This is a genomic window from Cellulomonas avistercoris, assembly GCF_014836445.1.
In the GTDB taxonomy this organism is placed as follows: domain Bacteria; phylum Actinomycetota; class Actinomycetes; order Actinomycetales; family Cellulomonadaceae; genus Cellulomonas; species Cellulomonas avistercoris.
The window spans coordinates 85276-112273 of sequence record NZ_JACSQV010000012.1 but is presented as its reverse complement, the minus strand read 5'-3'; the positions used below and the strand labels follow the sequence as shown (position 1 = coordinate 112273).

The 26998-nt window shown below is 73.6% G+C and carries 27 protein-coding genes and 1 pseudogene; 12 read left to right on the top strand and 16 right to left on the bottom strand.

The features are described 5' to 3' along the window. Nucleotides 1-109: 109 nt before the first annotated feature. The 3 genes from H9657_RS14125 to H9657_RS14115 all read left to right on the top strand — a co-directional run bounded on the left by H9657_RS14125 (nucleotide 110) and on the right by H9657_RS14115 (nucleotide 2822). Nucleotides 110-838, top strand: a complete 729-nt coding sequence (locus H9657_RS14125; RefSeq protein WP_191784054.1) for a class I SAM-dependent methyltransferase — start codon at nucleotides 110-112, stop codon at nucleotides 836-838. 54 nt (nucleotides 839-892) lie between these two features. Further along, a complete protein-coding gene (locus H9657_RS14120) occupies nucleotides 893-1468 on the top strand; it encodes an HhH-GPD-type base excision DNA repair protein (RefSeq protein WP_191784053.1) in 576 nt (191 codons plus the stop codon). Nucleotides 1469-1580: 112 nt separating this feature from the next. After that, nucleotides 1581-2822: a DUF418 domain-containing protein gene (locus tag H9657_RS14115; protein ID WP_191784052.1), complete on the top strand. Its 1242-nt coding sequence runs from the start codon at nucleotides 1581-1583 to the stop codon at nucleotides 2820-2822. Here H9657_RS14115 and H9657_RS14110 read toward each other — a convergent pair. The 4 genes from H9657_RS14110 to H9657_RS14095 all read right to left on the bottom strand — a co-directional run bounded on the left by H9657_RS14110 (nucleotide 2722) and on the right by H9657_RS14095 (nucleotide 5734). Next, entirely contained in the window at nucleotides 2722-3243 is a 522-nt protein-coding gene (locus tag H9657_RS14110) for a hypothetical protein (protein WP_225215327.1), read from the bottom strand. The two genes, H9657_RS14115 and H9657_RS14110, sit on opposite strands and share 101 nt — an antisense overlap. Nucleotides 3244-3245: 2 nt before the next feature. Beyond that, nucleotides 3246-4040: a coenzyme F420-0:L-glutamate ligase gene (locus H9657_RS14105; RefSeq protein ID WP_191784051.1), complete on the bottom strand. Its 795-nt coding sequence runs from the start codon at nucleotides 4038-4040 to the stop codon at nucleotides 3246-3248. Next, entirely contained in the window at nucleotides 4037-5008 is a 972-nt protein-coding gene (locus tag H9657_RS14100; protein WP_191784101.1) for a TIGR03557 family F420-dependent LLM class oxidoreductase, read from the bottom strand. The genes H9657_RS14105 and H9657_RS14100 overlap by 4 nt, the downstream gene beginning before the upstream one ends. Before the next feature lie 111 nt (nucleotides 5009-5119). Then, on the bottom strand, nucleotides 5120-5734 hold the full coding sequence (locus H9657_RS14095; protein ID WP_191784050.1) for a nucleoside/nucleotide kinase family protein: 615 nt from the start codon (nucleotides 5732-5734) through the stop codon (nucleotides 5120-5122). 88 nt (nucleotides 5735-5822) lie between these two features. Between H9657_RS14095 and H9657_RS14090 the strand changes: the two genes are divergently transcribed. Continuing rightward, nucleotides 5823-7523, top strand: coding sequence for a PQQ-dependent sugar dehydrogenase (locus H9657_RS14090; protein WP_225215326.1), 1701 nt, complete (start codon nucleotides 5823-5825; stop codon nucleotides 7521-7523). A gap of 13 nt (nucleotides 7524-7536) precedes the next feature. On the opposite strand, the gene H9657_RS14085 is transcribed toward H9657_RS14090, so the two are convergent. Further along, a complete protein-coding gene (locus tag H9657_RS14085; RefSeq protein ID WP_191784049.1) occupies nucleotides 7537-8562 on the bottom strand; it encodes an EamA family transporter in 1026 nt (341 codons plus the stop codon). Between the two features lie 48 nt (nucleotides 8563-8610). Between H9657_RS14085 and H9657_RS14080 the strand changes: the two genes are divergently transcribed. The 6 genes from H9657_RS14080 to H9657_RS14055 all read left to right on the top strand — a co-directional run bounded on the left by H9657_RS14080 (nucleotide 8611) and on the right by H9657_RS14055 (nucleotide 16306). Beyond that, nucleotides 8611-9180 carry a CGNR zinc finger domain-containing protein gene (locus tag H9657_RS14080; RefSeq protein WP_191784048.1) on the top strand — a complete coding sequence of 190 codons (570 nt, stop codon included), beginning with the start codon at nucleotides 8611-8613 and terminating at the stop codon, nucleotides 9178-9180. Between the two features lie 44 nt (nucleotides 9181-9224). After that, the gene (gene valS / locus H9657_RS14075; RefSeq protein ID WP_191784047.1) at nucleotides 9225-11885 is read left to right on the top strand and encodes a valine--tRNA ligase; all 2661 of its coding nucleotides are present in this window, start codon (nucleotides 9225-9227) and stop codon (nucleotides 11883-11885) included. Between the two features lie 168 nt (nucleotides 11886-12053). Then, nucleotides 12054-12848, top strand: coding sequence for a transporter substrate-binding domain-containing protein (locus tag H9657_RS14070; protein ID WP_191784046.1), 795 nt, complete (start codon nucleotides 12054-12056; stop codon nucleotides 12846-12848). Continuing rightward, complete coding sequence (locus tag H9657_RS14065; RefSeq protein ID WP_191784045.1) at nucleotides 12848-13669, top strand: amino acid ABC transporter permease; 822 nt, start codon at nucleotides 12848-12850, stop codon at nucleotides 13667-13669. Before H9657_RS14070 ends, H9657_RS14065 begins: the two co-directional genes overlap by 1 nt. Beyond that, entirely contained in the window at nucleotides 13666-14439 is a 774-nt protein-coding gene (locus H9657_RS14060; RefSeq protein ID WP_191784044.1) for an amino acid ABC transporter ATP-binding protein, read from the top strand. Before H9657_RS14065 ends, H9657_RS14060 begins: the two co-directional genes overlap by 4 nt. A gap of 52 nt (nucleotides 14440-14491) precedes the next feature. Continuing rightward, nucleotides 14492-16306: an AMP-dependent synthetase/ligase gene (locus H9657_RS14055; RefSeq protein WP_191784043.1), complete on the top strand. Its 1815-nt coding sequence runs from the start codon at nucleotides 14492-14494 to the stop codon at nucleotides 16304-16306. Between the two features lie 41 nt (nucleotides 16307-16347). On the opposite strand, the gene H9657_RS14050 is transcribed toward H9657_RS14055, so the two are convergent. From H9657_RS14050 to H9657_RS14005, 10 genes are all read right to left on the bottom strand, one after another. Beyond that, complete coding sequence (locus H9657_RS14050) at nucleotides 16348-17544, bottom strand: baeRF2 domain-containing protein (RefSeq protein WP_191784042.1); 1197 nt, start codon at nucleotides 17542-17544, stop codon at nucleotides 16348-16350. A 141-nt stretch (nucleotides 17545-17685) separates the two neighbouring features. Then, nucleotides 17686-18000 carry a chorismate mutase gene (locus H9657_RS14045; protein ID WP_191784041.1) on the bottom strand — a complete coding sequence of 105 codons (315 nt, stop codon included), beginning with the start codon at nucleotides 17998-18000 and terminating at the stop codon, nucleotides 17686-17688. Next, nucleotides 17997-19277, bottom strand: a complete 1281-nt coding sequence (gene clpX, locus H9657_RS14040; RefSeq protein ID WP_191784040.1) for an ATP-dependent Clp protease ATP-binding subunit ClpX — start codon at nucleotides 19275-19277, stop codon at nucleotides 17997-17999. Before clpX ends, H9657_RS14045 begins: the two co-directional genes overlap by 4 nt. 424 nt (nucleotides 19278-19701) lie before the next feature. Continuing rightward, on the bottom strand, nucleotides 19702-19872 hold the full coding sequence (locus H9657_RS14035; protein WP_318241506.1) for a toxin-antitoxin system toxin subunit: 171 nt from the start codon (nucleotides 19870-19872) through the stop codon (nucleotides 19702-19704). A gap of 79 nt (nucleotides 19873-19951) precedes the next feature. Further along, the gene (locus H9657_RS14030) at nucleotides 19952-20218 is read right to left on the bottom strand and encodes a ribbon-helix-helix domain-containing protein (RefSeq protein WP_191784039.1); all 267 of its coding nucleotides are present in this window, start codon (nucleotides 20216-20218) and stop codon (nucleotides 19952-19954) included. A 110-nt stretch (nucleotides 20219-20328) separates the two neighbouring features. Then, nucleotides 20329-21327 carry an NAD-dependent epimerase/dehydratase family protein gene (locus H9657_RS14025; RefSeq protein WP_191784038.1) on the bottom strand — a complete coding sequence of 333 codons (999 nt, stop codon included), beginning with the start codon at nucleotides 21325-21327 and terminating at the stop codon, nucleotides 20329-20331. Between the two features lie 194 nt (nucleotides 21328-21521). Continuing rightward, nucleotides 21522-21863 carry a YciI family protein gene (locus H9657_RS14020; protein WP_191784037.1) on the bottom strand — a complete coding sequence of 114 codons (342 nt, stop codon included), beginning with the start codon at nucleotides 21861-21863 and terminating at the stop codon, nucleotides 21522-21524. A 128-nt stretch (nucleotides 21864-21991) separates the two neighbouring features. Continuing rightward, complete coding sequence (locus tag H9657_RS14015) at nucleotides 21992-22141, bottom strand: hypothetical protein (RefSeq protein ID WP_191784036.1); 150 nt, start codon at nucleotides 22139-22141, stop codon at nucleotides 21992-21994. A gap of 68 nt (nucleotides 22142-22209) precedes the next feature. Beyond that, nucleotides 22210-22836: a LuxR C-terminal-related transcriptional regulator gene (locus tag H9657_RS14010; RefSeq protein ID WP_191784035.1), complete on the bottom strand. Its 627-nt coding sequence runs from the start codon at nucleotides 22834-22836 to the stop codon at nucleotides 22210-22212. Further along, nucleotides 22833-24143, bottom strand: a complete 1311-nt coding sequence (locus tag H9657_RS14005) for a sensor histidine kinase (protein ID WP_318241505.1) — start codon at nucleotides 24141-24143, stop codon at nucleotides 22833-22835. Before H9657_RS14005 ends, H9657_RS14010 begins: the two co-directional genes overlap by 4 nt. Before the next feature lie 151 nt (nucleotides 24144-24294). Between H9657_RS14005 and H9657_RS14000 the strand changes: the two genes are divergently transcribed. Then, nucleotides 24295-25389 carry an ABC transporter permease gene (locus tag H9657_RS14000; RefSeq protein WP_191784033.1) on the top strand — a complete coding sequence of 365 codons (1095 nt, stop codon included), beginning with the start codon at nucleotides 24295-24297 and terminating at the stop codon, nucleotides 25387-25389. Between the two features lie 111 nt (nucleotides 25390-25500). Beyond that, nucleotides 25501-26106 (top strand): annotated as a pseudogene (locus H9657_RS13995) (ABC transporter ATP-binding protein); the annotation flags it as partial. Between the two features lie 120 nt (nucleotides 26107-26226). On the opposite strand, the gene H9657_RS13990 reads toward H9657_RS13995, so the two are convergent. Beyond that, nucleotides 26227-26889, bottom strand: coding sequence for a histidine phosphatase family protein (locus H9657_RS13990; RefSeq protein WP_191784032.1), 663 nt, complete (start codon nucleotides 26887-26889; stop codon nucleotides 26227-26229). Nucleotides 26890-26998: the final 109 nt, after the last annotated feature.

The window sequence follows — 26998 nt, the reverse complement described above, 5'->3', positions numbered from 1 at the left end:
TCATGGAGCGCGCCGACAGTAGCGAGGACCGCGGGCGGGATGTCCGGTTCGTCCACAGGTTGTCGCGGGGGACCTTGCGTGCGTGCGCGGGGGCCCCGACGATGACGGCATGACCGGCTCGACCTCCGACATCGCCGCCTGGGACCGGTCCGCCCGGACCTATGCCGCGCGCGTGGGCGGGCCCGACGACTCCTTCCGGCGCAGGTTCGAGCCGTTCCTCGACCGGTGGCTGCCCCCGGGTGCTCCGCACGTCCTGGACCTGGGCTGCGGCCACGGCTGGCTCGGCGCGGCGCTCGCCGCACGTGGCGCACGGGTCGTCGGCGTCGACGGCAGCGCGGAGCTCGTCGCCCGCGCGCGCACCGACCACCCGAGCCTGCGGTTCGAGGTCGGCGACCTGACCGCGGGTCTCCCGCAGGGCCTGACCGGCCCGTTCGACGTCGTCCTCAGCCACATGGTCCTCATGGACCTCCCGGTCCTCGACCGCCTGCTGGCCGACATCGCGGCGCGCCTGTCCGACGACGGGGTCCTCGTCGCGTCCGTGCTGCACCCGGCGTTCTTCCGCCAGCAGCCCGTGTACGACGACGAGCGGCACCGGCGCGTCACGGGGTACCTCGAGCACGAGCAGTGGTGGATCGACGACTTCGGCGGGCACCGCCACTACCACCGGCCGCTCGCCTGGTACGTCCAGCGGCTGCGCGACGCCGGCCTGGCCGTGGTGGACCTGGACGAGCCGCGGTCCCTCCCGCACCACCGCGCGCCGGAGCACGAGTGGACCGACGACGAGCGCTGGTTCGCCACGATCCCCACGATGCTGTCGTTCGCGGCGCGCCGGCGCTGACCGTCAGGGCGTCGCCGAGCCCCGTCCGGGCAGCCGCTGCGCCAGAATGGCGGCATGACCGACACGCTGTGGATGACGGGCGACGACGCCGCGGACCGCCTGCTCGACTCCGACCCGTTCGCGCTGCTCGTCGGCATGCTCCTCGACCAGCAGGTGCCGATGGAGACGGCCTTCGCCGGACCGGCGAAGATCGCGGACCGCATGGCCGGCTGGGACGTGCACCGCATCGCGGAGGCGGACCCCCAGGAGTTCGCCGCGCTGTGCGCGACGCCGCCCGCCGTGCACCGCTACCCCGGCTCGATGGCGGGGCGCATCCAGGCGGTCGCGCGCGCGGTCGTCGACGAGTACGACGGTGACGTCACCCGGATCTGGACCGCGGACGACCCCGACGGGCGGACGGTCCTGCGCCGCCTGAAGGCCCTGCCCGGGTTCGGCGACCAGAAGGCGCGCATCTTCCTCGCGCTGCTCGGCAAGCAGCGCGGCGTGCAGCCCGCGGGCTGGCGCGAGGCCGCCGGCACGTACGGCGACGACGAGTTCCGGTCGATCGCGGACGTCCGCGACGCCGCGTCGCTGGGCAAGGTGCGCGAGACCAAGCGCGCCGCCAAGGCCGCGGCGAAGAGCGCGCGCTGACGTCCGCGCGGGCTGCTCGTCCCACGCCGGGCCGGGCTCCGCCCGACGGCCGAGAGCAGGACCATCCGCAGGACCGAGGCGCCGCCACCTGCACGTCCGCCACGATGGGCGCATGACGACGACGCCATCCTCCTCGCTGCCGCAGGCCGCGCCGGCGCAGATCCCGACGCCCGCGCGCGGACCTGTGACGCCCGTGCCGGTGGAGCGTCGGGCCGTCGCCCCCGACGTCGCGCGCGGGCTGGCGCTGCTCGGCATCGCGATCGCCAACGCCGCGGTGCACCTGTCCGGCGGTGCCGTGGGCCTGGGCCTGCGACCCGTCGACTCCTCCGCGCTCGACCGCGCCGTCGACGGCGTCGTCTCCCTGTTCGTCGACCGCCGGACGATGCCGATGTTCGCGCTGCTCTACGGCTACGGCATCGGCGTCGTGGTGCGCCGGCGCGCCGCGGCGTGGGTGCCGTGGCCGGCGTGCCGGGCCGACCTGCTGCGGCGTGCGGCCGTGCTGGTCGCGTTCGGCGCCGTGCACGTCGTCCTGCTCTTCGAGGGCGACATCCTGGGCGCCTACGGACTGGCGGGTCTGGCGGCGGTGCTGCTGGTGCGGGCGTCCGACCGCACGCTGCTGGTGACGGCCGCCGTGGGCCTGCCCGTCGCGGCGCTCCTCGGGGGCGCGATGCAGGGGGCCGTCGTGCTCAAGGACGTGCTCGGCATGGGCGCGCTCGAGGTCCCGCCCGAGGAGTCCCCGCTGCTCGCGATGGCGATGCGCGCGATGAGCGGCGTGGTGGGAGCGCCGCTCGGTGCGGTCATCGCGTTCCCGCTCGTGCTGCTCGGGCTGTGGGCGGCCCGCCGCGAGGTCCTCGAGCGCCCCGCGGACCACGTGCGCCTGCTGCGCCGGACGGCCGTGGCGGGCCTCACGGTGAGCGTCCTCGGCGGTGCCCCGTTCGCGACGGCCGTCGCGCGGCTGCGGGACCCCTCGGCGCTCGACGTGTTCGCGTCGGCGATGCTGCACGAGCTCACGGGCGTCGCGGGCGGTGTCGCGTTCGCCGCGCTGGTGGGCTGGGTGGTCGCGGTGCGCGGCACGACGCTCGCGACCCTGGGGCCGGCGGGACGCGCGCTGCGCGCCGTGGGGACGCGCTCACTGACCTGCTACCTGCTGCAGTCGGTGCTGTTCGTGCTGCCGCTGGCGCCGTGGGCCGGTGGGCTCGGCGAGCACCTGGGCTCGGCGCAGGTCGTCGCGTGGGCGGTCGGCGTGTGGCTGGTCACGGTCGCGGTCGCGGTGACGCTGGAGGCGGCGGGTCGACGGGGTCCCGCGGAGGTGCTGTACCGCCGCCTCGTGTACCCGCGTCAGGCGGTCCGCTGACCGGTGCGTCGAGCGCGTCCAGCAACCACCCGGGCCCGGCGACCGCGGCCCCGTCGAGCCGCGCGCGCAGCCCGCGGTCCGCGGTGACGACGAGCACGTCGGGTGCGGCGGCCCGCGCCCGAGCGACGACCTCCGCGTCACCGTCCCGCGGCGCGAGGTGCACCACGAGACCGGGTGCGCCGGGGTCCGCGGCGCCGCGCGCCTGCCCCTCCAGCACGACCTCGATCCGGTCCAGCCGGACGTGGCGCCCGTCGGGGGACGTCAGCGTGGCGCCCGCCACCGTCGTCAGCCGCTCCAGCAGGCGCGTGGCCGCGCCGGCGCGGTCCCGCCACCAGCCGTCGGGGCGCGAGCCCACGACGTTCGCGGCGTCGACGACGAGCACGACGGGTGCGGCGCGCTCGTCGTGACCGGGCGGGTCCACGGTTACCGCTCGGGACGCGCCAGGGCGTCCTTCCACCCCTGCGCGTACGCCTCGGCGGAACCCTGGTGGAACATGTCGTCCGGTCCCGTGCGCACCAGCACCCGCGCCCCGGGCCCGTCGTCGTCGGTCACCACGTGCCCGACGCCGCGCACCACCGCGACCGGCCGCCCCGACGCCTTGCCCTTGACCAGCTCGGCGGCGCTCGCGATCTCGTCGGCGACCGCCGCGACCGTCATGGTGAGCGGGCGGCCGAACGTGTCGAGCTGGCCGCGCAGGTCGTCGAGCACCTGGACGCCCGCGGCGCCGATGGCCAGGTCCGTGACGCCCTGCCGCCAGGGACGCCCCGCGGTGTCGGTGACCAGGACGCCGAGCCGTACGCCGAACGCCGCGACCAGCCCGGCGCGCAGCGCGCGCGCGGAGGCGTCGGGGTCCTCCGGCAGCAGCAGGACGGTCCCCTCGGGCGTGTTCGACGCGTCCACGCCGGCCGCCGCCATGACGAGGCCCAGGTGGTTCTCGACGATGCGCGTGACCCCGCCCGGGTGCTCGCGCGTGGCGACGACCCGCACGGTCTGGTCGGTGATGGCCCGCTCGCGGTCGTCGGCCGCGACGACGCGGCCCTCGGCCTTGGACACGACCTTGCTGGTGACGACGACGACGTCCCCGTCGGCCGGTGCGTGACCCGGGACGGCGGCGGCGTCCGCGCGCAGCCCGGCGACGAGCAGCGCGACGAGGTCGTCACCGGGGACGACCTCGGGGATGCCGTCGGGCGCCCAGACCCGCAGCTCCCCCACGGTCACCGCGCGAGCTTCGGCAGCACGTCGCGACCGAAGACCTCGATCCACTCGCGCTGGTTGCGGCCGACGTTGTGCAGGTAGATGCGGTCGAACCCGAGGTCGACGTACTTCTGGATCTCGGCGCGGTGCACGTCGGGGTCCGACGAGATGACCATGCGCCCGTCGAAGTCCTCGGGCCGCACGAGCTTGGCCATCTGCTCGAAGTCGAACGGCGAGCGGATGTCGGCCTTGGGGAACTTCATGCCGCCGTTGGGCCACTCGTGCATCGCGTTCGCGAGCGCCTCCTCGTCGGTCGGGGCCCACGACATGTGCAGCTGCAGCACCTTCGGCATGGCGTCCGGGTCCTTGCCCGCCTCGCGGGCCCCCTCGGCGAACTTGCCGAACAGCCCGGTGATCTTCTCCAGCGGGGCGCCGACCGTGATGATCCCGTCCGCGTGCCGGCCCGTGCGCTTGGCGGTGACGGGGCCGGCGGTGGCGACGAGGATCTCGGGCGCGACCTCGGGCATCGTCCACAGCCGCGTCGACTCGAGCTTGTAGAACGGCCCGGCGTGCTTGACGTCCTTGCCGGCCAGCGACGCCGAGAAGAGCTTCTTGATGATGTCGATGGCCTCGAACATGCGGTTGATGCGCTCGGGCGCCTCGGGCCAGTAGTTGGCGACGACGTGCTCGTTGAGCGCCTCGCCCGAGCCCAGGCCCAGCCAGTGGCGTCCCGGGTACATCGCGGCGAGCGTCGCCGACGCCTGCGCGACCATCGCCGGGTGCCAGCGGAACGTCGGCGCGGTGACGCCCGGGCCGAGGTCACCGGTCGTGTTCTCGCCGATGGCCGTCAGCACGTTCCAGACGAACGACGACTGCCCCTGGGCGGGCACCCACGGCTGGAAGTGGTCCGCCGCCATGACGCCCGAGAACCCGTGCTGCTCGGCGTAGGCCGACAGCTCCACGGCCTCGCGGGGGTGGAACTGCTCCAGCATGGCCGCGTACCCGACCGTCAGACCTGCCACGTGATGTGCCTCCCCGGCTGTCGTCCCTGCTCGGTCGAGCCTAGCCCGACGCGGGCGCGCCGGCCGGGCCGCGAGGGCGGCTCAGCGCACGACGAGCGCCGGGTGCCGGGGGTCGTCGGCCCGCACGACCACGTCCGCGACGTCCTGCGGCGCGACCTCGTCCTCGTACCGCGCGAAGGCGGGCAGCTGCCACGCGCGCTCGGCCGCGAACCTGCGCGCGAGCGTGGCCGGGCGGGCCGTCAGGTGCACGCTCAGCTCGACGTCGAACCAGCGGCCCAGCAGCAGCTCGCCGTCGAGGACCAGCACTGCGCCCTCGGGCGCCCGCACCCGCTCGGCGCGGGTCGCGCGGTCGCGCGCGGCGTCGCGGAGCGTCGGCAGGTACGTGCCGTCGACGACGAACGGGTCGAGGACCTCGCGCGCGAGCGCACGCGCGTCGAGCCGGTCCTCGAGGTACGCGTCCGGGTCGTGCCGCCCGTGCTCGAGGCGCAGGGACGCGGGCCGCAGGAAGTCGTCGGCGTGCACGCGCGCGACCGCGCGTCCCGCGGCGCGCAGGGGCTCGACGAGCGCGTCGGCGAGCGCCTCGGGCCGCAGGGCCGCGGCGCCGTCGACGAGCACACGGCACCGGCCCGGGTGTGCGAGCACGAGCTCGACGACGTGCGCGGCGAGGGCGGCGGGGGTCGTCGGTCGCACGTGCACGGTGCCCACCTCATCACGAACCCTTTCACGACCCTGCGCCGGCCCGGTCGGAACGGGCACTCTCGGAGGACGTCCGAGGACGTCGACGATGGGACCTGAGATGCTCCGTGCCCGCTCGGCCCTCGGCCCCCTCGCGATCGCGCTCGTGGCGACGCTCGGTCTCACGCTCGCGCCGGCGGCGGCCTCGGCGCCGCGCGGGCCCGCGCCGGCGGCCGTGAGCGCGGTCGACACCACGCCACCGACCCCGCCGTCACGCCTGAAGACCTCGTACCTCAAGTGCACCGCCGTCTGGCTGGGGTGGACGCGGTCCACCGACGACGTCGGCGTCGTGGCCTACGACGTCTACCACGACGGCCAGCACATGACGACGGTCCCCGCGTCGCCCACGGCCGCGCGGCTGACGCTCGTGCCCGGCGTGACGTGGGGCCTCTACGTCAACGCGCGCGACGCGGCGGGCAACGTCTCGCAGGCCAGCGAGACCCTCGAGCTCGAGGTGCCGCCGTGCGAGGTGGACACGACCGCGCCGAGCGCGCCGACGGGGGTCGCGGCACAGGCGCAGGGCACGTCGGTCACGGTGACGTGGCGGGCGTCGAGCGACGCCGTCGCCGTCACCGGGTACGAGATCCTGCGCAACGGCACGGTCGTCGGCACGACGGCCGGCTCGGTGCTCACGTTCGTCGACTCGGGTCTGCGTCCGCGCGTCGCCTACGCCTACCAGGTGCGCGCGCGCGACCAGGCGGGCAACCGGTCGGGCGCGTCCGCGGTGGTGCGCGTGACGACGGGCGCGGCGTGCGCCAACCCCATCTGCTCGGTCGCGCAGGTCGCCACCGAGCGCGACCTGCCCTGGGGCCTGGTCGAGCTGCCCGACGGGTCCGTGCTGTACGGCCGGCGCGACGCGCACCAGGTCGTGCGGCTGGACCCCGCCACCGGCGTGACGACCGCCGTCGGGACGCTCGCGGGCGTCACGGGGACCGCGGGCGAGGGCGGTCTGCTGGGCCTCGCGGTCGCTCCCGACTTCACGTCGTCGCCCTGGCTGTACGTCATGCACACGACGTCGACCGACAACCGCGTCGTCCGGGTGCGCTACGTCGACGGGGCACTGTCGGGGACTCCGCAGGTGCTGGTCAGCGGCATCCCGCGCAACAAGTACCACAACGGCGGGCGGCTGCGCTTCGGTCCCGACGGCATGCTGTACGTCGCGACGGGAGACGGGCAGAACCCGGCGTGGGCGCAGGACACGTCGAACCTCGCCGGCAAGGTGCTGCGCATCCGGCCGGACGGCTCGATCCCGTCGGACAACCCGTTCGGCAACGCGGTCTGGAGCTACGGCCACCGCAACCCGCAGGGCCTGGCGTTCGACTCCGCGGGGCGCCTGTGGCAGCAGGAGTTCGGCAACTCCGTGATGGACGAGACGAACGTGGTGGTGCGCGGCGGCAACTACGGCTGGCCGCAGTGCGAGGGCACCTCCGGCGACTGCGACGGCGCGGGCCTCGTCGCGCCGCGCCTGACGTTCCCCGTCGCTTCCGCGTCCTGCAGCGGCATCGCGGTCAGCGGGGACCACCTGTGGATCGCGTGCCTGCGCGGTGCGCGCCTGTACCGCGCGACGATCACGTCCGACGGCGGGCTCACGGACGTGCGCTCGCTCCTGTCGGGCACGTACGGGCGGCTGCGCACCGTCGAGCCGTCGGCCGACGGCAGCCTGTGGCTGACCACGAGCACGCGCGGTGACAAGGACTCCACCGCCAACAACAGCGACGAGCGGATCCTGCGGGTCACGCTCGGCGGGTGAGGCGTGCCGGGCCTCAGGCGGGCTCGGCGGCAGGCTCGGCCACGGGCTCGGGGACGACGTCGACCGCCGGGGGCGGCGCCGCGCCCCGGCGTACGTCGCGGTCGGCACCGGCCCGCACCAGCGCGACGCCCGCGACGACGAGCACGGCGCCCAGCCCCTGCACGACGAGCGGCTGCTCGCCGAGCAGCACCCACGCGAGCAGGACCGACAGCAGCACCTCGGAGAGGGCCAGGAACGACGCCAGCCGCTCCCCCAGCAGCCGCACCGAGACCGCCGACACCCCGTAGGCGAAGGCGGTCGGCACGGCGCCGACGACGAGCAGCGGCACGGCCCAGTGCACCTGCACGCCGAGCACGTCGACCCGGACGTCGGGGGCCTCGACGGGGAGCACGCCCACCGCGGCGAGCGTCGCCACGACGACCGCGCCGACGAGCATCGCGGCCCCCGCGAGGCTGACGGGCGGCAGCGCGATGGGCCGCGCCGTCAGGGCGAAGTACCCGGCGTTGCCGATCGCGGCACCGCACGCGAAGACCAGGCCCAGCGGGTCGAGCTGCAGGCTGCCGGTCACGTCGAGCACGAGCACGAGGCCGCCCATGGCGAGCGCGGCCCCGACGAGCGTGGCGCGCGCCGGCACGCGTCCCGTGCGCGCCCAGCCCCAGACCAGCAGGAGCAGGGGCCCGGTGTACTCGACGAGCAGGGCGACCGCCACGGGCAGCCGGTCGACCGCGAAGAAGTAGAGCGTCGAGGCCCCGGCGACCCCGAGGATGCCGAGCCCGACGACCGTGGCCCAGTCGGTGCGCAGCGTCGACCAGCGCCCGCGCAGCGCCCACGCGGCAGGCCCGGCCAGCAGCAGCGCGCCGATCGCCAGGCGCACGACGATGGCCGCCCCGGGGCTCCAGCCGGCGGCGAGCAGCGGCTTGACGACCGGCCCGCTCGTGGCGAACGCGAGCGCGGCGACGAGCCCCGCGACGATCCCGGCGCTGCGCGCACCCGACCCCTGCACCTTGTCTCCTCCGGCGGAACCGATGTCAGGAGTCATCTCCTCCTATGCTCGTGACGCTAGCCCGCTGCCGCGACAGGAGTCAATGTGGTCTTCGCTCGTGACACCGAGATGAACCTGCTCGCAGCCGCCGAGCTGGTGAACACCGCGCGCCGCCGCGACGGCCACGACGCCCTGAGCACCGTGGCGGACCTCGACGCCTACTTCCGACACTGGGGCTACACCGGCCGGCACGACCGCGACGACGCCGAGGTCGCCGACGTGCGGCGGGCCCGTGACCGCATCGCGCGTCTCTGGGACGTCGAGCGCGACGAGGCCGCCGAGCTCGTCAACGCGATGCTGCGGGAGGCCGACGCGGTCCCGTTCCTCGTCCGCCACGACCCGGTCGACTGGCACCTGCACGCGACGGCGCCGGGCGCGGCGCTCGCGGCCGTCATCGTCGTCGAGACCGCGATGGGCGTCGTCGACGTCGTGCGGTCCGACGAGTACGCCCGCATGAAGCGGTGCGCGGGCGACGGCTGCCGCGCGGTGCTCGTCGACCTCTCGCGCAACCGGTCCCGCCGCTTCTGCGACGTCAACGGCTGCGCCAACCGCGCCCACGTCGCCGCCTACCGCGCGCGGCGCGCGGCGCACGACCGGGAGCCCACCGGGGCCTGACACCGTGCACGCGCGACGGGCGCCGTCTGGGAGGATGGGTGACCATGAGCGACGAGACCCCCACCACCGCTACCCCGACGAGCGCCACCGCCGCCCGCCAGGTACCGGACAAGGTCACGGTCGACGGGCTGGAGGACCGCTGGTCGCGCACGTGGTCCGACGAGGGCACGTACACGTTCGACCGCACGGCCGAGCGCGCGCAGGTCTACTCGATCGACACCCCGCCGCCGACGGTCTCCGGCTCCCTGCACGTCGGCCACGTGTTCTCGTACACGCACACCGACGTCGTCGCCCGGTTCCAGCGCATGCGCGGGCGCGAGGTCATGTACCCCATGGGCTGGGACGACAACGGCCTGCCCACCGAGCGCCGCGTGCAGAACTACTACGGCGTGCGCTGCGACCCGTCGCTCCCCTACGTCGAGGGCTTCGTGCCTCCGCACAACGGCACCGACGGCAAGGCCGTCAAGCCCGGTGACCAGGTGCCGGTGTCGCGCCGCAACTTCATCGAGCTGTGCGAGCAGCTCTCGGGCGAGGACGAGCTCCAGTTCGAGGCGCTGTGGCGTCGGCTGGGGCTGTCCGTCGACTGGTCGATGACCTACCAGACCATCGGGGCCAAGGCGCGCGCGGTGTCGCAGCGCGCGTTCCTGCGCAACCTCGGTCGCGGCGAGGCCTACCAGGCCGAGGCGCCCGGGCTGTGGGACGTCACGTTCCAGACCGCCGTCGCGCAGGCCGAGCTCGAGGCCCGCGACTACCCCGGCGCCTACCACAAGGTCGCGTTCCACCGCCCCGACGGCGAGCAGGTCGTCATCGAGACGACGCGCCCCGAGCTGCTGCCCGCGTGCGTCGCGCTCATCGCGCACCCCGACGACGAGCGCTACCAGCACCTGTTCGGCACGACGGTGACGAGCCCGCTGTTCGGCGTCGAGCTGCCGGTGCTCGCGCACCCCGCGGCCGAGCCCGACAAGGGCGCCGGCATCGCGATGTGCTGCACCTTCGGCGACCTCACCGACGTGCAGTGGTGGCGCGAGCTGCGCCTGCCGACGCGCTCGGTGGTGGGCCGGGACGGTCGCGTGCTGCGCGACACCCCGGAGTGGCTGACGACCGAGGACGGCCGCGCCCTCTACGGCGAGATCGCCGGCAAGACGACCTTCAGCGCGCGCGAGGCCGTCGTCGCGGGGCTGCGCGAGTCCGGGGACCTGCTCGGCGAGCCGGTCCCGACGCAGCGCAAGGCCAACTTCTACGAGAAGGGCGACAAGCCCCTCGAGATCGTCACGAGCCGCCAGTGGTACATCCGCAACGGCGGCCGCGACGAGGACCTGCGCGACGCGCTGCTCGCGCGCGGCACGGAGCTCGCGTTCCACCCGGACTTCATGCGCGTCCGCTACGAGAACTGGGTCGGCGGGCTCAACGGCGACTGGCTCGTGTCCCGCCAGCGCTTCTTCGGGGTGCCGATCCCGGTCTGGTACCCGCTCGACGAGGCGGGCGAGCCGCGCTACGACTCGCCCCTGGTCCCCGACGAGGCCGCGCTGCCCGTCGACCCGTCGAGCGACGTGCCCACCGGCTACACCGCCGACCAGCGCGGCGTGCCGGGCGGGTTCGTCGGCGACCCCGACATCATGGACACCTGGGCGACGAGCTCCCTGACCCCGCAGATCGTGTGCGGCTGGCTCGACGACCCGGACCTGTTCTCGCGGACGTTCCCGATGGACCTGCGCCCCCAGGGCCAGGACATCATCCGCACCTGGCTGTTCTCGTCGGTGGTGCGCGCGCACCTGGAGTCCGGCTCGCTGCCGTGGAAGCACGCCGCGATCAGCGGCTGGATCCTCGACCCCGACCGCAAGAAGATGAGCAAGTCCAAGGGCAACGTCGTCACGCCCATGGGCCTGCTCGAGGAGCACGGCTCCGACGCCGTGCGGTACTGGGCGGCGAGCGCGCGGCTGGGCACCGACGCGGCCTTCGAGGTCGGCCAGATGAAGATCGGCCGGCGCCTGGCGATCAAGGTCCTCAACGCGAGCAAGTTCGTGCTGTCGTTCGGCCCGGCGGACGAGCCGGTGTCCCTCGACGCCGCGCAGGTCACCGAGCCGCTCGACCGGGCGATGCTCGCGGGGCTCGCGCAGGTCGTGGACCAGGCGACCGCGGCGCTCGAGGCGTACGACCACACGCGGGCGCTCGAGCTGACCGAGACGTTCTTCTGGACGTTCTGCGACGACTACCTCGAGCTCGTCAAGGACCGTGCGTACGGTGCGGGCGCGTCGGCGGGCGCGGTCACGTCCGCCACGGCGTCGGCGCGTGCCGCGCTGGGCCTGGCGCTCGACACGCTGCTGCGCCTGTTCGCGCCCGTGCTGCCGTACGCGACCGAGGAGGTCTGGTCGTGGTGGCGCGAGGGCACGGTGCACCGCGCGCCGTGGCCGACGAGCGACGCGCTGCGGGCCGCAGCCGGCGACGCCGACCCCGGGCTGGTGGCCGGTGCGGGTGCCGCGCTCGCGGCGCTGCGCAAGGTCAAGTCCGAGGCGAAGGTCTCGATGCGCACGCCCGTCGAGCACGCGGTGCTCGAGGTGCCGGACGCGCTGCGCGCGGGTGTCGAGGCCGCCCTGGACGACGTCCGCAACGCGGGCCGTGCGACCGGGACGCTCGAGATCGCCCCCGGCAGCGGTGACACGGTCGTCGCCCGGGACGCCCGGCTCGGCGAGGCCGTCGCCCGCTGACCCACGACGCCGCGGGCCGGTCGCGTCGAGCAGGGCGCGACCGGCGCGCGCGCGTCCGCAGCCGCGCCGTGGCAGTCTCGGGACCGAGGTCCCTGGCGACCGCGCGACGGATAGCAATGATGTGAAGCGTATAGTTATGCGCGCACTGCTCCGCTCGGAAGGACCACCATGCGCCACCCCCTGACCGCCGCCGCGTTCGCCGCGGCCGCCCTGCTCGCCCTGTCCGCGTGCTCGAGCTCGGACGACGCGGCGACCGCTGACGGCGAGCTCGCGCTCGCGAACGCCGACACGCTGACCGTCTGCACCAACCCGCCGTTCGAGCCGTTCGAGTACGAGGAGGACGGCCAGATCGTCGGCCTCGACATGGCCCTCACGGGCGAGATCGCGGCCGACCTCGGAGTCGAGCTGCGGCCCCTCAACACGGGCTTCGACGCGATCGAGTCCGGCGCCGCGCTCAACGCCCAGCAGTGCGACATCGCCGCCTCGGCCCTCACGATCACCGACGCGCGCAAGAAGAACGTCGACTTCAGCGACGCCTACTTCGACGCCGACCAGGGCGTGCTCGTCGCCTCGGGCTCGCCCATCGCGGACGAGGCCGACCTCGAGGGCCTGAAGATCGGTGTCCAGCAGGCCACGACGGGCGCGACCTGGGTCGAGGAGCAGGGGCTCGAGGGCGTCCAGTTCGAGGACCTCGGCCTGCAGATCCAGGCGCTGCGTAACGGCCAGGTGGACGTCGTCATCAACGACGTCACGGTCCTCGAGCCCTACGCCACGGGCGACCTCGAGGTGTCCTTCGTGGTCCCGACCGGCGAGCAGTACGGCTTCGCGGTCCGCAAGGGCCACACCGCGCTCGTCGACGCCGCGAACGCGACGCTCGAGCGGATCCGGCAGGACGGCACGTACGACGAGCTCGTCGCCGAGTACTTCGGCACGGGTGAGCCGACGGCCGAGCCGACGGACTGATGACGGTCGACCTCGCCGCGTCCGCCGGCCGGGCTCGCATGAGCCCGCGCCGGCGGGCCCGGCTGTCGCGGGGCGTCCAGTACGTCGTGCTGCTGGTCGTCCTCGCGGTGCTGCTCTCGACCGCCGACTGGAGCACCGTCGGCCAGACGATCTTCAACCCCGCCGCCGCGGGCGAGATGCTCGACCGGCTGCCGCGCGCGTTCCTCAACACCGTGACGTACACGCTGGCCGCGTTCGCGGTCGGCCTGAGCCTGGGCACCGTCCTGGCGCTCATGCGGCTGTCGTCGGTGGCTCCCTACCGCTGGATCTCGACGGCGTACGTCGAGTTCTTCCGCGGCATCCCCGCGCTGCTCGTCGTCATCGCCGTGGGCTACGCCGTGCCGATCGCCTTCGGCATCGCGCTGAGCTCGATCATCGCGGTCGCCGCCGTCGCGCTCGGCTCCGTCTCGGCCGCCTACATCTCCGAGACGCTGCGCGCCGGCATCCAGGCCGTGCCCCGCGGGCAGGTCGAGGCGGCACGGTCCCTGGGCATGTCGCACACGCGCACGATGATCCAGGTCGTGCTCCCCCAGGCGTTCCGCACCGTGATGCCGCCGCTGACGAACGAGGTCCTCCTGCTGACCAAGGACACGTCGCTGCTGTTCGTGCTCGGCCAGACGCCCGCGTACTTCGAGCTCACCAAGGTCGGGCGCGACGCCCTGTCGACCGCCTCCGGCGGGCTCACCGGCCTGTTCGTCGTCGGCGCCTGCTACCTCGTCATCACCATCCCGCTCGGCATCGTCGCCCGCCGGCTCGAGCGGCGCACAGGAGGCCACGCATGACCGCCGACGCACCCCGCCCCGTCGTCCGTGTCAGCGACCTGCACAAGTCCTTCGGCGAGCGCGAGGTCCTGCGCGGGATCGACCTCGAGGTCCAGGCGGGCGAGGTCGTGTGCGTCATCGGGCCGTCGGGCTCCGGCAAGTCGACCCTGCTGCGCTGCGTCAACCTGCTCGAGCAGCCCACGTCGGGCCGCATCGAGCTCCTCGGCGCCGAGGTCACCGACCCGGACGTGGACATCGACCGCGTGCGCACCCACGTCGGCATGGTCTTCCAGCAGTTCAACCTCTTCAGCCACAAGAGCGTGCTGGAGAACTGCACGATGGCCCAGCGCACCGTGCTGCGCCGCTCGCGCGCCGAGGCCGACCGCGTCGCGCTGGCGAACCTCGAGCGCGTCGGCCTCGCCGACCGGGCGCACGCCATGCCGGCGCAGCTCTCCGGCGGCCAGCAGCAGCGCGTCGCGATCGCCCGCGCCCTGTCGATGGACCCGCAGCTCATGCTCTTCGACGAGCCGACCTCCGCGCTCGACCCCGAGCTCGTCGGCGACGTCCTCGGCGTCATGCGCGACCTCGCCGACGCCGGCATGACCATGCTCGTGGTCACCCACGAGATGGCGTTCGCCCGCGAGGTGGGCGACCGCGTCGTGTTCATGGACGACGGGACGGTCGTCGAGACCGGACCCGCGGACGAGGTCATCGGCGCGCCCCGCGAGGAGCGCACCCGCACGTTCCTGCAGCGTGTGCTCGATCCGACCCACCAGTCCCCCACGGGGTGATCCTCACGGCACTACTGTCGTGAGGTCCGCCCCGGCCCAGGAGTCCCCTCACATGCCCGAGATCACCTCACCCGCCCTCGTCACGCCGGACCCGGCCGCGTCGATCCCCACGATGCTGGCTGCGCGGCTCGCGCGCGACCCCGACGGCGTCCTGGCCGAGCGCCAGGCGGCGCTCGGCGGCACGTGGCAGCCGGTGACGGTCGGCGCGTTCGTCGCGGAGGTCCGCGCCCTCGCGAAGGGCCTGGTCGCGTCCGGCGTCGAGCCGGGCGACCGGGTCGCGATCATGTCCCGCACCCGCTACGAGTGGACCCTCGTCGACTTCGCCGTGTGGACCGCCGGCGCTGTCGGCGTGCCGATCTACGAGACGTCGTCCGCCGAGCAGGTGCGCTGGATCTCCTCGGACTCCGGTGTGCGGCTGGCCGTCGTGGAGACGGCTGCGCACGCGGCCGTCGTCGCGCAGGTGCGCAACGACCTGCCGGGGCTGACCGAGGTGCTCGTCCTCGACGAGGACGCGCTCGGCACGCTCGTCACGCGCGGGGCCGACGTCCCGGACGCCGAGATCGACCGGCGCAGCACGCTCGCGCGCGGCGACGACCTCGCGACGGTCATCTACACCTCCGGCACCACCGGGCGACCCAAGGGCGTCGAGCTCACGCACGGCAACTTCGTCGCGCTGTGCCGCAACGGCGCGGTCGGGCTGGGCGAGGTCGTCTCGAAGCCGACGTCGCGGACGCTGCTGTTCATGCCGCTGGCGCACGTCTTCGCACGCTTCATCCAGGTGCTGTGCATCGAGTCCGGCGCGGTCATGGGCCACGCCCCCGACACGCGCAACCTGCTGCCCGACCTCGCGTCGTTCCGGCCGACGTACCTCCTGGCCGTGCCCCGCGTCTTCGAGAAGGTCTACAACTCGGCCGAGCAGAAGGCCGGGTCCGGCACGAAGCTGCGCATGTTCCGGTGGGCCGCGAAGGTCGCGATCGCCTACTCCCGCGCGCTCGAGACGCCCGACGGGCCGAGCAGCGCGCTGCGCGCCCAGCACGCGGTCGCGGACCGCCTCGTGCACCGCAAGCTCCGGGCCGCCCTCGGCGGGCGGGCGGAGTTCGCCGTCTCCGGCGGCGCGCCCCTCGGCGAGCGGCTGGGGCACTTCTACCGCGGCATCGGCGTGCACGTGCTGGAGGGCTACGGCCTCACGGAGACGTCCGCCGCGACGGCCGTGAACCGGCCCGGCCTGACCAAGATCGGGACGGTGGGCCCGCCGATGCCGGGCACGTCCCTGCGGGTCGACGACGAGGGCCAGATCTGGGTCGCGGGCCCCCACGTCTTCCGCGGCTACCGGCACATGCCCGAGGAGACCGCGGAGAACCTGGTGGACGGGTGGTTCCGCACCGGCGACATCGGCACGCTCGACGAGGACGGCTACCTGCGTATCACCGGCCGCAGCAAGGAGATCATCGTCACGGCCGGCGGCAAGAACGTCGCGCCGGCGGTGCTCGAGGACCGGCTGCGCGGCCACCCCCTGGTCAGCCAGGTCGTCGTCGTGGGCGACCAGCGCCCGTTCATCGGTGCGCTGGTCACGCTGGACGCCGAGATGCTGCCGGGCTGGCTCGCCATGCACGGGCTGCCCGCGATGGACGTCATCGCCGCAGCCGTGCACCCCCAGGTGCTCGAGGCGCTCGACCGCGCCGTGGAGCGCGCCAACGAGGCCGTCTCGCGCGCGGAGTCGATCCGCAAGATCGCGGTCCTGACCACGGACTTCACCGAGGCGAACGGCTACCTGACACCGTCCCTGAAGGTGAAGCGGGCAGCGGTGCTGCGCGACTTCGCCCGCGAGGTCGACGGGCTGTACGTGGACACGCGCACCGGCAGCTGAGCCGACGGCCCGCCGCCGGGGCGCGTCCCCGGCGCCCGGTCTCAGACGACCGTGCGCAGACGTCGCTGGTCGTCCGACTGGGACGGCACCGACTCGCTGGGCGTGGACTCGTCGGCCCACCGCAGCGTCGCCCCGATGCCGTCGACGAGCTCGACGTCCGCGTCCTCGACGAACGTCACCCCGGCGTCCTGACCCACGACGGCCCGCATCACCGCCACCTCGGCGGGCATCTCGCGCGCGTCACCGTCCAGCACGCCGATCGACGCCAGGTCGGACCGTGACGTCGCCACCTGCAGCACGCCGGGGCCGACCCACAGCGTGCGCTGCGCGAACCCGCCCTCGGGCACGGACGCGTCGACGATGAGCTCGTCGACCTGGCCCCGCCGCAGCACCTCGACCACGTCGTCGAGGCCCGTGACCGCTCCCTCGCCCCGCCCGAGCGCCTCGCGGTAGCCCTCGACCTGCGCGGCCCGTCGCCGCGCGCGGTGCTCGCCGACGACCTCGGTGACCCGTGCGTGGAACGCCGCCTCGTGGATGCCGTCCCCGCGTCCACCCCCGGGCACCTCCACGGTGAGCTCGCGGGCCTGCTGCCCGAGCGCGTCGCGGACGAGCGGGACCATGCGGACGTCACCCGTCAGCACCACGAGGTCGGGGCGCTTGTCGCGCACGCGGACGTCGAGCGCCGCCGCCACGGCCTCGGCGTTGCGCTGCCACGAGTCCTCGGCCCGGGTCTGCCCGCGCCGCTCGAGCCCGCTCTCGCGGACCTTGCGCACCTCGTCGTGCCCGCCCTCGACGGTCTCGGAGGCCTGCCTGCGGTACTCGCCGTCGTCGGCGTCCCCCCACCGCAGGTCGGCACCCGTCCGGTCGACCGCCACGACGAGCACGCGGACGCTCTCCTCGCTCGCGCGCACGACCGGTCCCAGCGCGGGCACCGGGCCGTACGAGCCGCTGGAGGTCGCGGGAGCCTCCAGCAGCACACGGTCCACGACGACGCCGTCGGCGTCGGCGACCAGCGCCCGCCCGTGGGAGTCGCGCCGTCCGTCGGGCTGCGCGATGCGCTCGGCGAGCTCGTCGAGCAGCGCCTGCGGCGCTCCGTCGCGCTCGAGGTCACGCCGTACGGACCGCCACCGGTCCACGGGACCTGACTCCCCTGCCACCTCCGCGGGCGAGGCGTCGAGGTGGACGGTGACGAACGGGGCCGGTCGGCCGAGCAGCGGCTTGAGCCAGTGCAGGTGCATAAGGTCGGACTCCTCCTGCGTGCACGTCCCCGGCGACGCCACGACCGGTGCCGGCACCGGGGCTGACCCCTCTACCTTCCGTCACCGCCGCGGGGTCCGCCAACGGCCGCAGCGGGTGAGGACGAGGTGGACGCGCGTCCGTCAGGCGCGCTGCGCGTGGTCCTGCGCGATCGCCTCGTGGTGGCGGATCACCTCGCCGACGATGAACTCGAGGAACTTCTCCGCGAACACCGGGTCCAGCTCGGCCTCGTGGGCCAGCTCGCGCAGCCGCGCGACCTGCTGCGCCTCACGCCCGGGGTCGGAGGCCGGCAGGCCCAGCTCGGCCTTGAGGACACCGACGCGCTGCGTGGCCTTGAACCGCTCCGCCAGGATGTGGATGAGTGCGGCGTCGATGTTGTCGATGCTGCCGCGCAGCCGCGCCAGCTCGGGCGGTACGACGCGTCCGGGTGCGCTCACGCGCTCTTCTCGCGAGGAGCGCGCTTGTCGCGGGAGGCGTCCCGCGGGACCAACGTCGGGTTGACGTTGTCCAGGACGACGTCCCGCGTGATGACGACGCGTGCGACGTCGTCGCGCGACGGCACCTCGAACATCACCTGCTGGAGGACCTCCTCGAGGATCGCCCGCAGACCGCGCGCACCGGTGCCGCGCAGCAGCGCCTGCTCCGCGATCGCGCCGATCGCCTCCTCCTCGAAGTCCAGCTCCACGCCGTCGATCTGGAACATGCGCTGGTACTGCTTGACCAGGGCGTTGCGCGGCTCCGTGAGGATCCGCACGAGGGCGACGCGGTCCAGCGGCGAGACCGTCGTGATGATCGGGACGCGTCCGATGAACTCGGGGATCAGACCGAACTTGAGCAGGTCCTCCGGCATGACCTCGCCGTACACGTCGGCGTCGTCGGCCGAGTGGATCGGGGATCCGAAGCCGATGCCGCGCCGGCCCGCACGCGACGTGATGATCTCGTCCAGACCGGCGAACGCGCCGGCGACGATGAACAGCACGTTCGTCGTGTCGATCTGGATGAACTCCTGGTGCGGGTGCTTGCGGCCGCCCTGCGGCGGCACCGACGCCGTCGTGCCCTCGAGGATCTTGAGAAGCGCCTGCTGCACGCCCTCGCCCGAGACGTCGCGCGTGATCGACGGGTTCTCGCTCTTGCGGGCGATCTTGTCGATCTCGTCGATGTAGATGATGCCCGCTTCGGCCTTCTTGACGTCGTAGTCGGCGGCCTGGATGAGCTTGAGGAGGATGTTCTCGACGTCCTCGCCCACGTAGCCGGCCTCGGTGAGCGCCGTCGCGTCCGCGATCGCGAACGGGACGTTCAGCATCTTCGCGAGCGTCTGCGCGAGGTACGTCTTGCCGCAGCCCGTGGGGCCGATCAGCAGGATGTTCGACTTGGCGATCTCGACCGGCTCCTCGCCGGCGGCCGTGCGCGCGCCCTCACCGGCCTGGATGCGCTTGTAGTGGTTGTAGACCGCGACCGCGAGGGACCGCTTGGCCGGCTCCTGGCCGACGATGTACTGCTCGAGGAAGTCGAAGATCTCCTTCGGCTTGGGCAGCTCGACCATGCCGACCTCGGTGGCCTCGGCGAGCTCCTCCTCGATGATCTCGTTGCACAGGTCGATGCACTCGTCGCAGATGTACACCCCTGGGCCCGCGATGAGCTTCTTGACCTGCTTCTGGGACTTGCCGCAGAACGAGCACTTGAGAAGGTCCGCACCGTCCCCGATACGCGCCATGTGCGTCCCCTTCCCTCGTGTCGCCCTCCGCCGTACCGGCGGTGCGCCGTCGTGTGACCTCACGGTCCGTGAGTCACGTTCCCCCATTGCACACCACGCGCGGCCACCTGTCAGCCGAACCCGGCGGGTGGGTCGCGGCGTGTCGGGTGCGACGCGCCGTCCGATGCGTCCCGGTTCGCACGGATGGCCCTGTCCGTGGCAAGCGTTCCCCGGGTGGCCCCCGGGGGGGGGGGGCCCCCGGGGGGGGGCGCCGTCGCTGCGCGGGCTCGGGGCACGGCGTCAGGCCAGGTGGCGCGGAACCGCGCGGTGATGGACGCAGCGGTCCAGGTTCGTGACCAGCGTGGCGAGCGAGGGGGCGGTCAGACCTGAACAGCCTCTGGGACATGCCGGTCGTGCGCGTCGCCGGGGCTCCTCACGAGAGGGATCAGGACAGCAGGGAGTAGTACTGCTCGCGCGCCTTCATCGCGTGGATGATGAGCTCGTCTCCTGAGTCGAACTCCAGGATCACGAGTTCAAGCAGACGGCTGGCGCTGTCGAAGCCGAGAAGGAGCCAGCGTCGTGGGTCGTCCTCGTCGTCGAGCGGTTGTCGGTACACGGGGGCCTCGGCGGCGCACTGCAGATGGCCGTCCGTCAAGCGGTCGCGGGAGTAGTGCTTGCGTGCTGACGGGTGGACGTCACGCAACGTGCGCCCATGCGCGCACTGCGGCCCTGATGGCCTCGGTCCGGTTCGGCAAGCCCTCAGCCTCGGCGCGCCGCGTCAACGCCGCGAGCGTGGGGCCGTCGAGCCGGACGGTGACCACGACACCGGGACCTTCACCAGCGGTGGGCCGTCCCCGGCGTCGCAGGGCAGCGGGGTCGTAGCCGGCTTCCGCCTCGTCAGCCCATGCTTGGATCTGGGCGTCGTCGACCGCCTTACCGTGGATCTTGCCGCGAGCAGCCATCCCCTTACCGTATACGAAACCCTGGGAACGGCCAAGGGTCGCCCGCCCGTGACGACAAGCCACCTGCGCCGAGGACATCCACGCCGACAACCGTCATCCCCGCAGACCCCTCACAGAGGCCGCGGCCGGTACGCCTCCAGCAGCCGCTCCGTGAGGGCCTCGAACTGCGGGTCGACCACCCGGCGCGCGGCGTCCGCGTCGTGCCACGCGACGATCTCGCGGGCGCCGGCCGCGAACGGGATGCGGGGCGAGAACTGCGGGACCAGGCGCCGGATCTTGGTGTTGTCGAAGATCATCGTGTGCGCCTTGTCGCCGAGGATCCCGGCGCCCAGCTCGGGGTCGGCGGCGGCGATCGCGTCGGACGCGACGTGCACGAGCCGCGGCTCGTCGACGCCGGCAGCCCGGGCCATCGCGAGGAAGATCTGGTCCCACGACGGGGCCTCGTCGCCGGTGATGTGGAACGCCTCGCCGATCGCCTCCTCGCGGCCCAGCAGCCCGACCAGCCCGACCGCGACGTCGGCGCTGTGCGTGATGGTCCAGCGGGACGTCCCGTCCCCGGGGACGACGACCTCCAGGCCGCGGCGCATCCGGTCGACGACCGTCCAGCCGCCGTCCATGGGGACGAGCGTGGCGTCGTAGGTGTGCGAGGGGCGCACGATCGTCATCGGCAGGCCGGTGTCGCGGTACGCACGGACGAGGAGGTCCTCGCACGCGATCTTGTTGCGCGAGTACTCCCAGAACGGGTTGCGCAGCGGCGTCGACTCGACGACCGGCAGGTGGGTCGGAGGCGTCTGGTACGCCGAGGCGGAGCTGATGAAGACGTACTGGCCGGTGCGCCCGGTGAACAGGTCGAGGTCCGCCTGGACGTGCTCCGGGGTGAACGCCGTGAACTCCACGACGGCGTCGAACTCGCGGTCGCCCAGCGCGGCGCGCACGGACTCCGGGTCGCGGACGTCGGCGTGGATCACGCGGGCGCCGTCCGGCACCGCACGCTTCGTCGACTGCCCGCGGTTGAGCAGGGTGACCTCGACGCCGTCGACGACCGCCCGCCGGGCCGCCTCCGTGCTGATGATGCCGGTCCCACCGATGAACAGCGCGCGCAGTGCCATGCCTCGCAGGATACGGAACAGCCGCCGTCCACCCGACACCCGCCGGGCGACGCGGCTACCGCGCAGAGATGACGCGCTCGTTGCGGACGGCGTGCTCCACCGTCGCGCCCCTCGTCGCCCCGCTCGCGCTCGTGGGGTCTCCGGCGCGAGCACGGCCTCCGCCCACCCTCCCCGGGCAGGGGACGCCCGGGGACCTACCGGATGACCCGGACCTCCTGGGGCCACCCGCACCCCTCGGCGACCCTGCCCGCCCACATCTTGGCCGTCTCCAGGTCGGGCACGTCGATGACCGTGATCCCGCCGAGCTGCTCGACCGTCTCGGTGTAGGGGCCGTCGGTGATCGACAGGGTCCCGCTCGTCGCATCGGCGCTGAACGCGTCGGCGAGGTCCTCCTCGAGCCCGCCGGCGAAGACGAGGACCCCGGCCGCCTCCATGTCCCGGACGACCGCCTCGCTGGGCTCCACGCGGGACCGGAACCACTCGGCGGGGTGATCTCCGACCCACTGCTGGTGGAAGTAGATGGCGTACTGCGTCATTGTCGTTCCTCCCTGGAGGCCACCTCGCGCGGCCCGTCACCACAGTGACGGACGGGCATGGCCGAATTCGACGGGCCGCGCCGGGCCGTGTGCTGCGCCCGATCGACGCGCGGCGACCGACGACGCCGTCAGCGGCGCCAGAACCGACGGCGTCGGGGCGCCGCGGGCGCGGGCGCGATCGTGGCGATCAGCCGCTCGGCACGGGTCAGCGCGGCCGCGCGCTCAGGAGCGACGTCGGCAGTCGCCACGACGAGCACCTCGTCCACGGTCATCGCCATGGCGATCCAGTCGTGGCCCTGGGCAGGGAAGCGGGCGAACGCTCGCCGACGGGGAGCCGACCGCCGCGTCAGCCCGGGAGCAGGCCGCGTTCGCGAGCCACGGCGACTGCCTCGGTACGCGACTGGACGCCGAGCTTGTCGTAGGTGTGGGCGAGGTGGGACTTCACGGTCGCGCGGGAGATGAAGAGCTCGCGTGCGATGGTGTCGTTGGAGCGGCCGAGCGCGACCATGCGGAGGATCTCGAGCTCGCGCAGGGTGAGCGAGACGCCGGGACGGCGTATGCGGTCCAGGAGACGCGCCTGCACGGTCGGCCCGAGGGTCACGGCTCCGCCGGCCGCGGACCGGATGGCGGACGTGAGCTCGTCGGTGGGCGCGTCCTTGAGCAGATATCCGATGGCGCCTGCTTCGACGGCGCTGAGGATGTCGGTGTCCGAGGCGTAGGTCGTCAGGATGAGCACCGGGGGCCCGCCGGCCTGGACGATCTGCCGGGTGGCGTCCGCCCCGCCGAGGCGCCCTGGACCGAACTGGAGGTCGAGGAGGAGCACGTCGGCACGTCCACCACCGCGCACGAACGCCAGGAGCTCCTCGGCGGTGCCCAGCTCATCCACGACGTGCATGTCGGGTTCGTGCTCGATCACCGCCCGCAGACCGGCGCGCACGACCGGGTGGTCGTCCGTGAGCACGACGTCGATCACCGGTCCTCCTCGTGCTGCTCGCCGCGGGCGGGTGGGCTCTGGGCTGCGCCGTCCTCGTCGCGGGCAGGGACACGGACGGCGAGCGCCGTACCGTCGCCAGGGCTGGTCTCGATCGTGAGGGAGCCGCCGAGCTCGCGGGCGCGGGAGCGCATCGCGATGAGCCCGAAGCCACCGTGCCGGGCCGGTCCGGGGTGTCGGTCCGGATCGAAGCCGCATCCGTCGTCGACCACGTCGAGGATGACCTCCTCGGGCAGGAAGGTGAGCGTCAGCGTCGCGTGCCGGGCGGCGGCGTGCTGGACGACGTTGGCCAGTGCCGACTGCGCGATGCGCACCAGCGCGGCTTCGACCTGCAGGGGAAGAGCACGGGGAGTGCCTGAGGTGTGGACCCGAACGGTCAGGGACGCCGGCGCCGCGGCCTGAGGACCGCGGTCGGTGGCCGGGGCGCTGACCGCCGCTGCCTGGGTCCGGTCAGCGATGCGATGCAGCGCCGCGACGAGGGTCGTGCCGTCCAGGTCCGCCGGGGCGAGGGCACGGACGAAACGGCGGGCCTCGGCGAGGTTCTCCTGGGCGGTGCTGCGAGCCTGGCCGATGTAGGCGTGAGTGCGGGTGTCGTCGTGTCCCACGCTCTGGTCCGCTGCCCGGAGGAGGAGCTCGATCGCCGAGTAGCCCTGCGCGAGGGTGTCGTGGATCTCGCGGGCGAGGCGTTCCCTCTCGGTCGCGATCGCCGCCTCCTGCTCGGCCGCCGCGACCTCGTGGCGGGCGCGGGCGAGCTCCTCGAGCATCCGCTGCCGCTCCTGGGACTCGCGCACGAGCGCTTCGAGCCCCAGCGTGACGGCCACGGCGACGGCAGCACCGACGGCTGGTCCGAGCGCCGGCGCGATGGAGGTGTCCGTGGCGGCGCGCTCCAGCATGCCGTCGACGCCCGCGACGACGGTGGTCACGGCCACGGCGAGCACCCCACGGTGCGGGCCGAGGACGTGCATCTGCAGCAGCATCAACGGGAAGGCGATCCACAGGGCGCCTGCGCTGAGCTGCAGGAGGATCGTCCAGACGACGATCAGCGCGGTGATCCACGCTCCCGCCGGCCACCATCGGCCCCGAGCAGCGTCCAGGGGCGCCTCGTGGACCCGGATCGTGGCGCGCCCCACTCCGTACAGACCCGTGAACACCGCGGCTGTCAGCAGGGTCGCCCACTGCGGCACGGACTCGGGGGCGCGCAGCACGGCCACGACGACGAGGCCGGCCACCAGGACGTCGAGCCCGACGAGCAGGCGCCGGGTCACCGACGGCAGGGTGTGTGCGCGCACCCTGCCACGGTAGCCAGGGCCCCGCGGGGCACATCGGCCGAAAGGTGGAGCCGGGTGGCCACCCTTCGTCTGCCGAGGTGCGTTCCTGGGCGCGATGGCCGGAGTCCTGGATCGGCGCAGGCTGGTTGCAGCCCGCAACCCAGGAGGTCCCATGTTCGTCGCGCTGCGCGACCTGCGCCACGCCCGTGGCCGCTTCGCCCTCATGCTCGTCGTGATCGCGCTGATCACCTTCCTCGTGGCGTTCCTCTCCTCGCTGACCGCCGGCCTCGCCCGGGAGTCGACGTCGGCCGTCACGGACCTACCGGTCGACCACCTCACGTTCACGATGCCTGCGGCGGACGACGGCCCGGACTTCACCGCGTCGACCGTCACCTCCGCCCAGAGGGACGCCTGGTCCGCGGCGGCCGGCGTCGAGGACGTCGAGCTGCTGGGCGTGGCCACCACACGCGCGCAGTCGGCGGCCACGACCGCCGCCGTCACCGCCTTCGGTGTCGAGCCGGGTTCGGGCCTGCTGCCCGCCCGCACGCCCGCGCCGACCGGCGGGACCGTGACCGTGTCCCGCGGCGCTGCGGACGGCATGTCGGTGGCCGCCGGCGACACGGTGAGCCTCGGCGGCCAGGACCTGCAGGTGGGGACCGTCCTCGACGTCGACGCGTCCTACGCCCACACCCCCGTCGTCTGGGTCGCCCTCGCCGACTGGCAGGCGATCGGCGCCGGGGCGCCTGCGTCCGACGAGGAGGCTGTCGCGACCGTGCTCGCCGTGACCGGCGACGTCGACGACGACACCGTCCGCCGCACCGACGCCGCCGAGGGCACCACCACGCGCGGTGTCAGCGAGGCACGAGCCGCCATCAGCTCGTTCTCGTCGGAGAACGGGTCGCTGCTGACGATGCAGGCCTTCCTGGTCGCGATCTCGGCACTGGTGGTCGGCGCGTTCTTCACCGTGTGGACGATCAGTCGCTTCGGCGACATCGCCGTCCTCAAGGCGCTCGGTGCCTCCACCCGCTACCTGCTCCGCGACGCCATCGGCCAGGCGCTCCTCATCCTCGTCATCGGGGTCGGTCTCGGCACCGGTGTGGCCGCCGTCGGCGCCACGCTCCTGTCCGGGCTCGTCCCCGTGGTCGTCACCACCACGACGACGCTGGTGCCCGCGGCAGCACTGATCGCCCTCGGCCTCGTCGGCGCGGTCCTGGCCATCGCCCGCATCACCACCATCGACCCCCACGCCGCTCTCGCCGCGCGCTGAGCACAGAAGGAAGACGCCATGGACCTGCACCTGGACACCATCACCCTCGTCTACCCGGACGGTGGCTCCACGCTCACCGCCGTCGACGACGTGGACGTGACGATCCCCTCGGGAACCACGACGGCCCTGCTGGGCCCGTCAGGTTCCGGTAAGTCGAGCCTGCTGGCAGTGGCCGGGGGCCTCACCCCGCCCACCGCAGGCACCGTCCGGATCGGCCAGGACGTCGTCTTCCACCCGGGTACCACCGTCGCGGCAGCCACCCGGACGCGGCTCGACCGGATCGGCATCGTCTTCCAGTCCCCCCAGCTGCTGGGATCGCTGACCGCGCTCGAGCAGCTCGAGCTGCACGCGCACCTGCGCGGCAACCGGCCCGCCAGCATGCGAGCACAGGCCATGGACCTTCTCGCCGAGGTGGGGATGAGCGACCACGCGCACAAGCGACCGGCGCAGCTCTCCGGCGGCCAGCGGCAGCGCGTGGCGATCGCGCGTGCCCTGATCGGCACCCCTCAGGTCCTCCTGGTCGACGAACCCACCTCGGCGCTCGACCACGTCCGCGGCACCCAGGTGATCGACCTCATCACCCGCCTCGCCCGAGAGCTGGACGCGGCCACACTCGTGGTGTCGCACGACGCCTCGACGCTGGGGTTCGGTCGACCGGACGGTCCGGATGCTCGACGGACGACTCGACGAAGGATCTCGGCCCGCTGCGTGAGCTGACGCGGACGGACGCCGATCGCGACCACCAGCTCAAGGAACGACGTACGAGGCCTGCGAGACCGTCCAGCCACGCAGCCCGACGAGAACCCCCCATGCTCGGCATGGCAACGGCGTGCGCCGTCACGCGTCGAGCGGCTCGCCGGTCGGATCGGCGCCCGCGTCGTCGCGCAGCGTCGGGCCGCCCAGGGGGTCGGCCGACCATGCGACGAGCCGCCACCCACCGACGGGGTCGCCGTCGATCTCGATCACGCCGGTGTTGTCCAGAGGCGTCTGCTCGACGTCGTCGACGTCGAGACCTGCGACGCGGGCGCCCGCCCAGCACCGGATGGCGGCTCCGTGCGAGACCACGACCGCGGTGCTCCCGCCCGCGGCGACGACCTGCGCCACGGCGTCGTCGAACCGGGCCAGGAACGCCGCCCCGTCGGGCCCGCCCGGCATGCGCCGGCTCGTGTCCCCGCGCGCCCACGCGAACACCGTGGAGAGATAGGCCTGGTGCGACTCGTGACCGCTGGACATCTCCAGGTCGCCGGCCTCGACCTCCCGCAGCCCGTCGTAGGTCGTCGGTGCGAGGTTCAGCCGGTCCGCGAGCGGAGCCGCGGTGAGCGCCGTGCGCACCAGGGTCGAGACCGCGATCGCGTCGATGCGCCTTCCCTGCAGCGCCGGCGGCACCGCAGCGGCCTGTCGCTCGCCCAGCGCGGTGAGCCCCGGGCCCGGGATGGCGGTGTCGACGAGTCCTCGCACGTTCGACGGGGTCTGGCCGTGCCGCAGCAGCAAGAGACGCATGCGGCATTGTCACCGCCGGGCCGTCGGGTGCCGACGACGGTTGCCCGCCGCACAGCGCCGCGCCCGCCTGACGCACGCGAAATCCCCCTCCTGCCGGACAGGCCGACGC

What these genes read in the sequence shown, in the direction of transcription:
- H9657_RS14125 (WP_191784054.1), top strand. Translation starts at nt 110, where the DNA reads ATGACCGGCTCGACCTCCGACATCGCCGCCTGGGACCGGTCCGCCCGG.
- H9657_RS14020 (WP_191784037.1), bottom strand. Translation starts at nt 21,863, where the DNA reads ATGACGCAGTACGCCATCTACTTCCACCAGCAGTGGGTCGGAGATCAC.
- H9657_RS14120 (WP_191784053.1), top strand. Translation starts at nt 893, where the DNA reads ATGACCGACACGCTGTGGATGACGGGCGACGACGCCGCGGACCGCCTG.
- H9657_RS14090 (WP_225215326.1), top strand. Translation starts at nt 5,823, where the DNA reads ATGGGACCTGAGATGCTCCGTGCCCGCTCGGCCCTCGGCCCCCTCGCG.
- H9657_RS14100 (WP_191784101.1), bottom strand. Translation starts at nt 5,008, where the DNA reads ATGCTGGAGCAGTTCCACCCCCGCGAGGCCGTGGAGCTGTCGGCCTAC.
- H9657_RS14060 (WP_191784044.1), top strand. Translation starts at nt 13,666, where the DNA reads ATGACCGCCGACGCACCCCGCCCCGTCGTCCGTGTCAGCGACCTGCAC.
- clpX (WP_191784040.1), bottom strand. Translation starts at nt 19,277, where the DNA reads ATGGCGCGTATCGGGGACGGTGCGGACCTTCTCAAGTGCTCGTTCTGC.
- H9657_RS14000 (WP_191784033.1), top strand. Translation starts at nt 24,295, where the DNA reads ATGTTCGTCGCGCTGCGCGACCTGCGCCACGCCCGTGGCCGCTTCGCC.
- H9657_RS14115 (WP_191784052.1), top strand. Translation starts at nt 1,581, where the DNA reads ATGACGACGACGCCATCCTCCTCGCTGCCGCAGGCCGCGCCGGCGCAG.
- H9657_RS14065 (WP_191784045.1), top strand. Translation starts at nt 12,848, where the DNA reads ATGACGGTCGACCTCGCCGCGTCCGCCGGCCGGGCTCGCATGAGCCCG.
- H9657_RS14055 (WP_191784043.1), top strand. Translation starts at nt 14,492, where the DNA reads ATGCCCGAGATCACCTCACCCGCCCTCGTCACGCCGGACCCGGCCGCG.
- H9657_RS14085 (WP_191784049.1), bottom strand. Translation starts at nt 8,562, where the DNA reads ATGACTCCTGACATCGGTTCCGCCGGAGGAGACAAGGTGCAGGGGTCG.
- H9657_RS13990 (WP_191784032.1), bottom strand. Translation starts at nt 26,889, where the DNA reads ATGCGTCTCTTGCTGCTGCGGCACGGCCAGACCCCGTCGAACGTGCGA.
- valS (WP_191784047.1), top strand. Translation starts at nt 9,225, where the DNA reads ATGAGCGACGAGACCCCCACCACCGCTACCCCGACGAGCGCCACCGCC.
- H9657_RS14030 (WP_191784039.1), bottom strand. Translation starts at nt 20,218, where the DNA reads ATGGCTGCTCGCGGCAAGATCCACGGTAAGGCGGTCGACGACGCCCAG.
- H9657_RS14015 (WP_191784036.1), bottom strand. Translation starts at nt 22,141, where the DNA reads ATGGCGATGACCGTGGACGAGGTGCTCGTCGTGGCGACTGCCGACGTC.
- H9657_RS14050 (WP_191784042.1), bottom strand. Translation starts at nt 17,544, where the DNA reads ATGCACCTGCACTGGCTCAAGCCGCTGCTCGGCCGACCGGCCCCGTTC.
- H9657_RS14070 (WP_191784046.1), top strand. Translation starts at nt 12,054, where the DNA reads ATGCGCCACCCCCTGACCGCCGCCGCGTTCGCCGCGGCCGCCCTGCTC.
- H9657_RS14025 (WP_191784038.1), bottom strand. Translation starts at nt 21,327, where the DNA reads ATGGCACTGCGCGCGCTGTTCATCGGTGGGACCGGCATCATCAGCACG.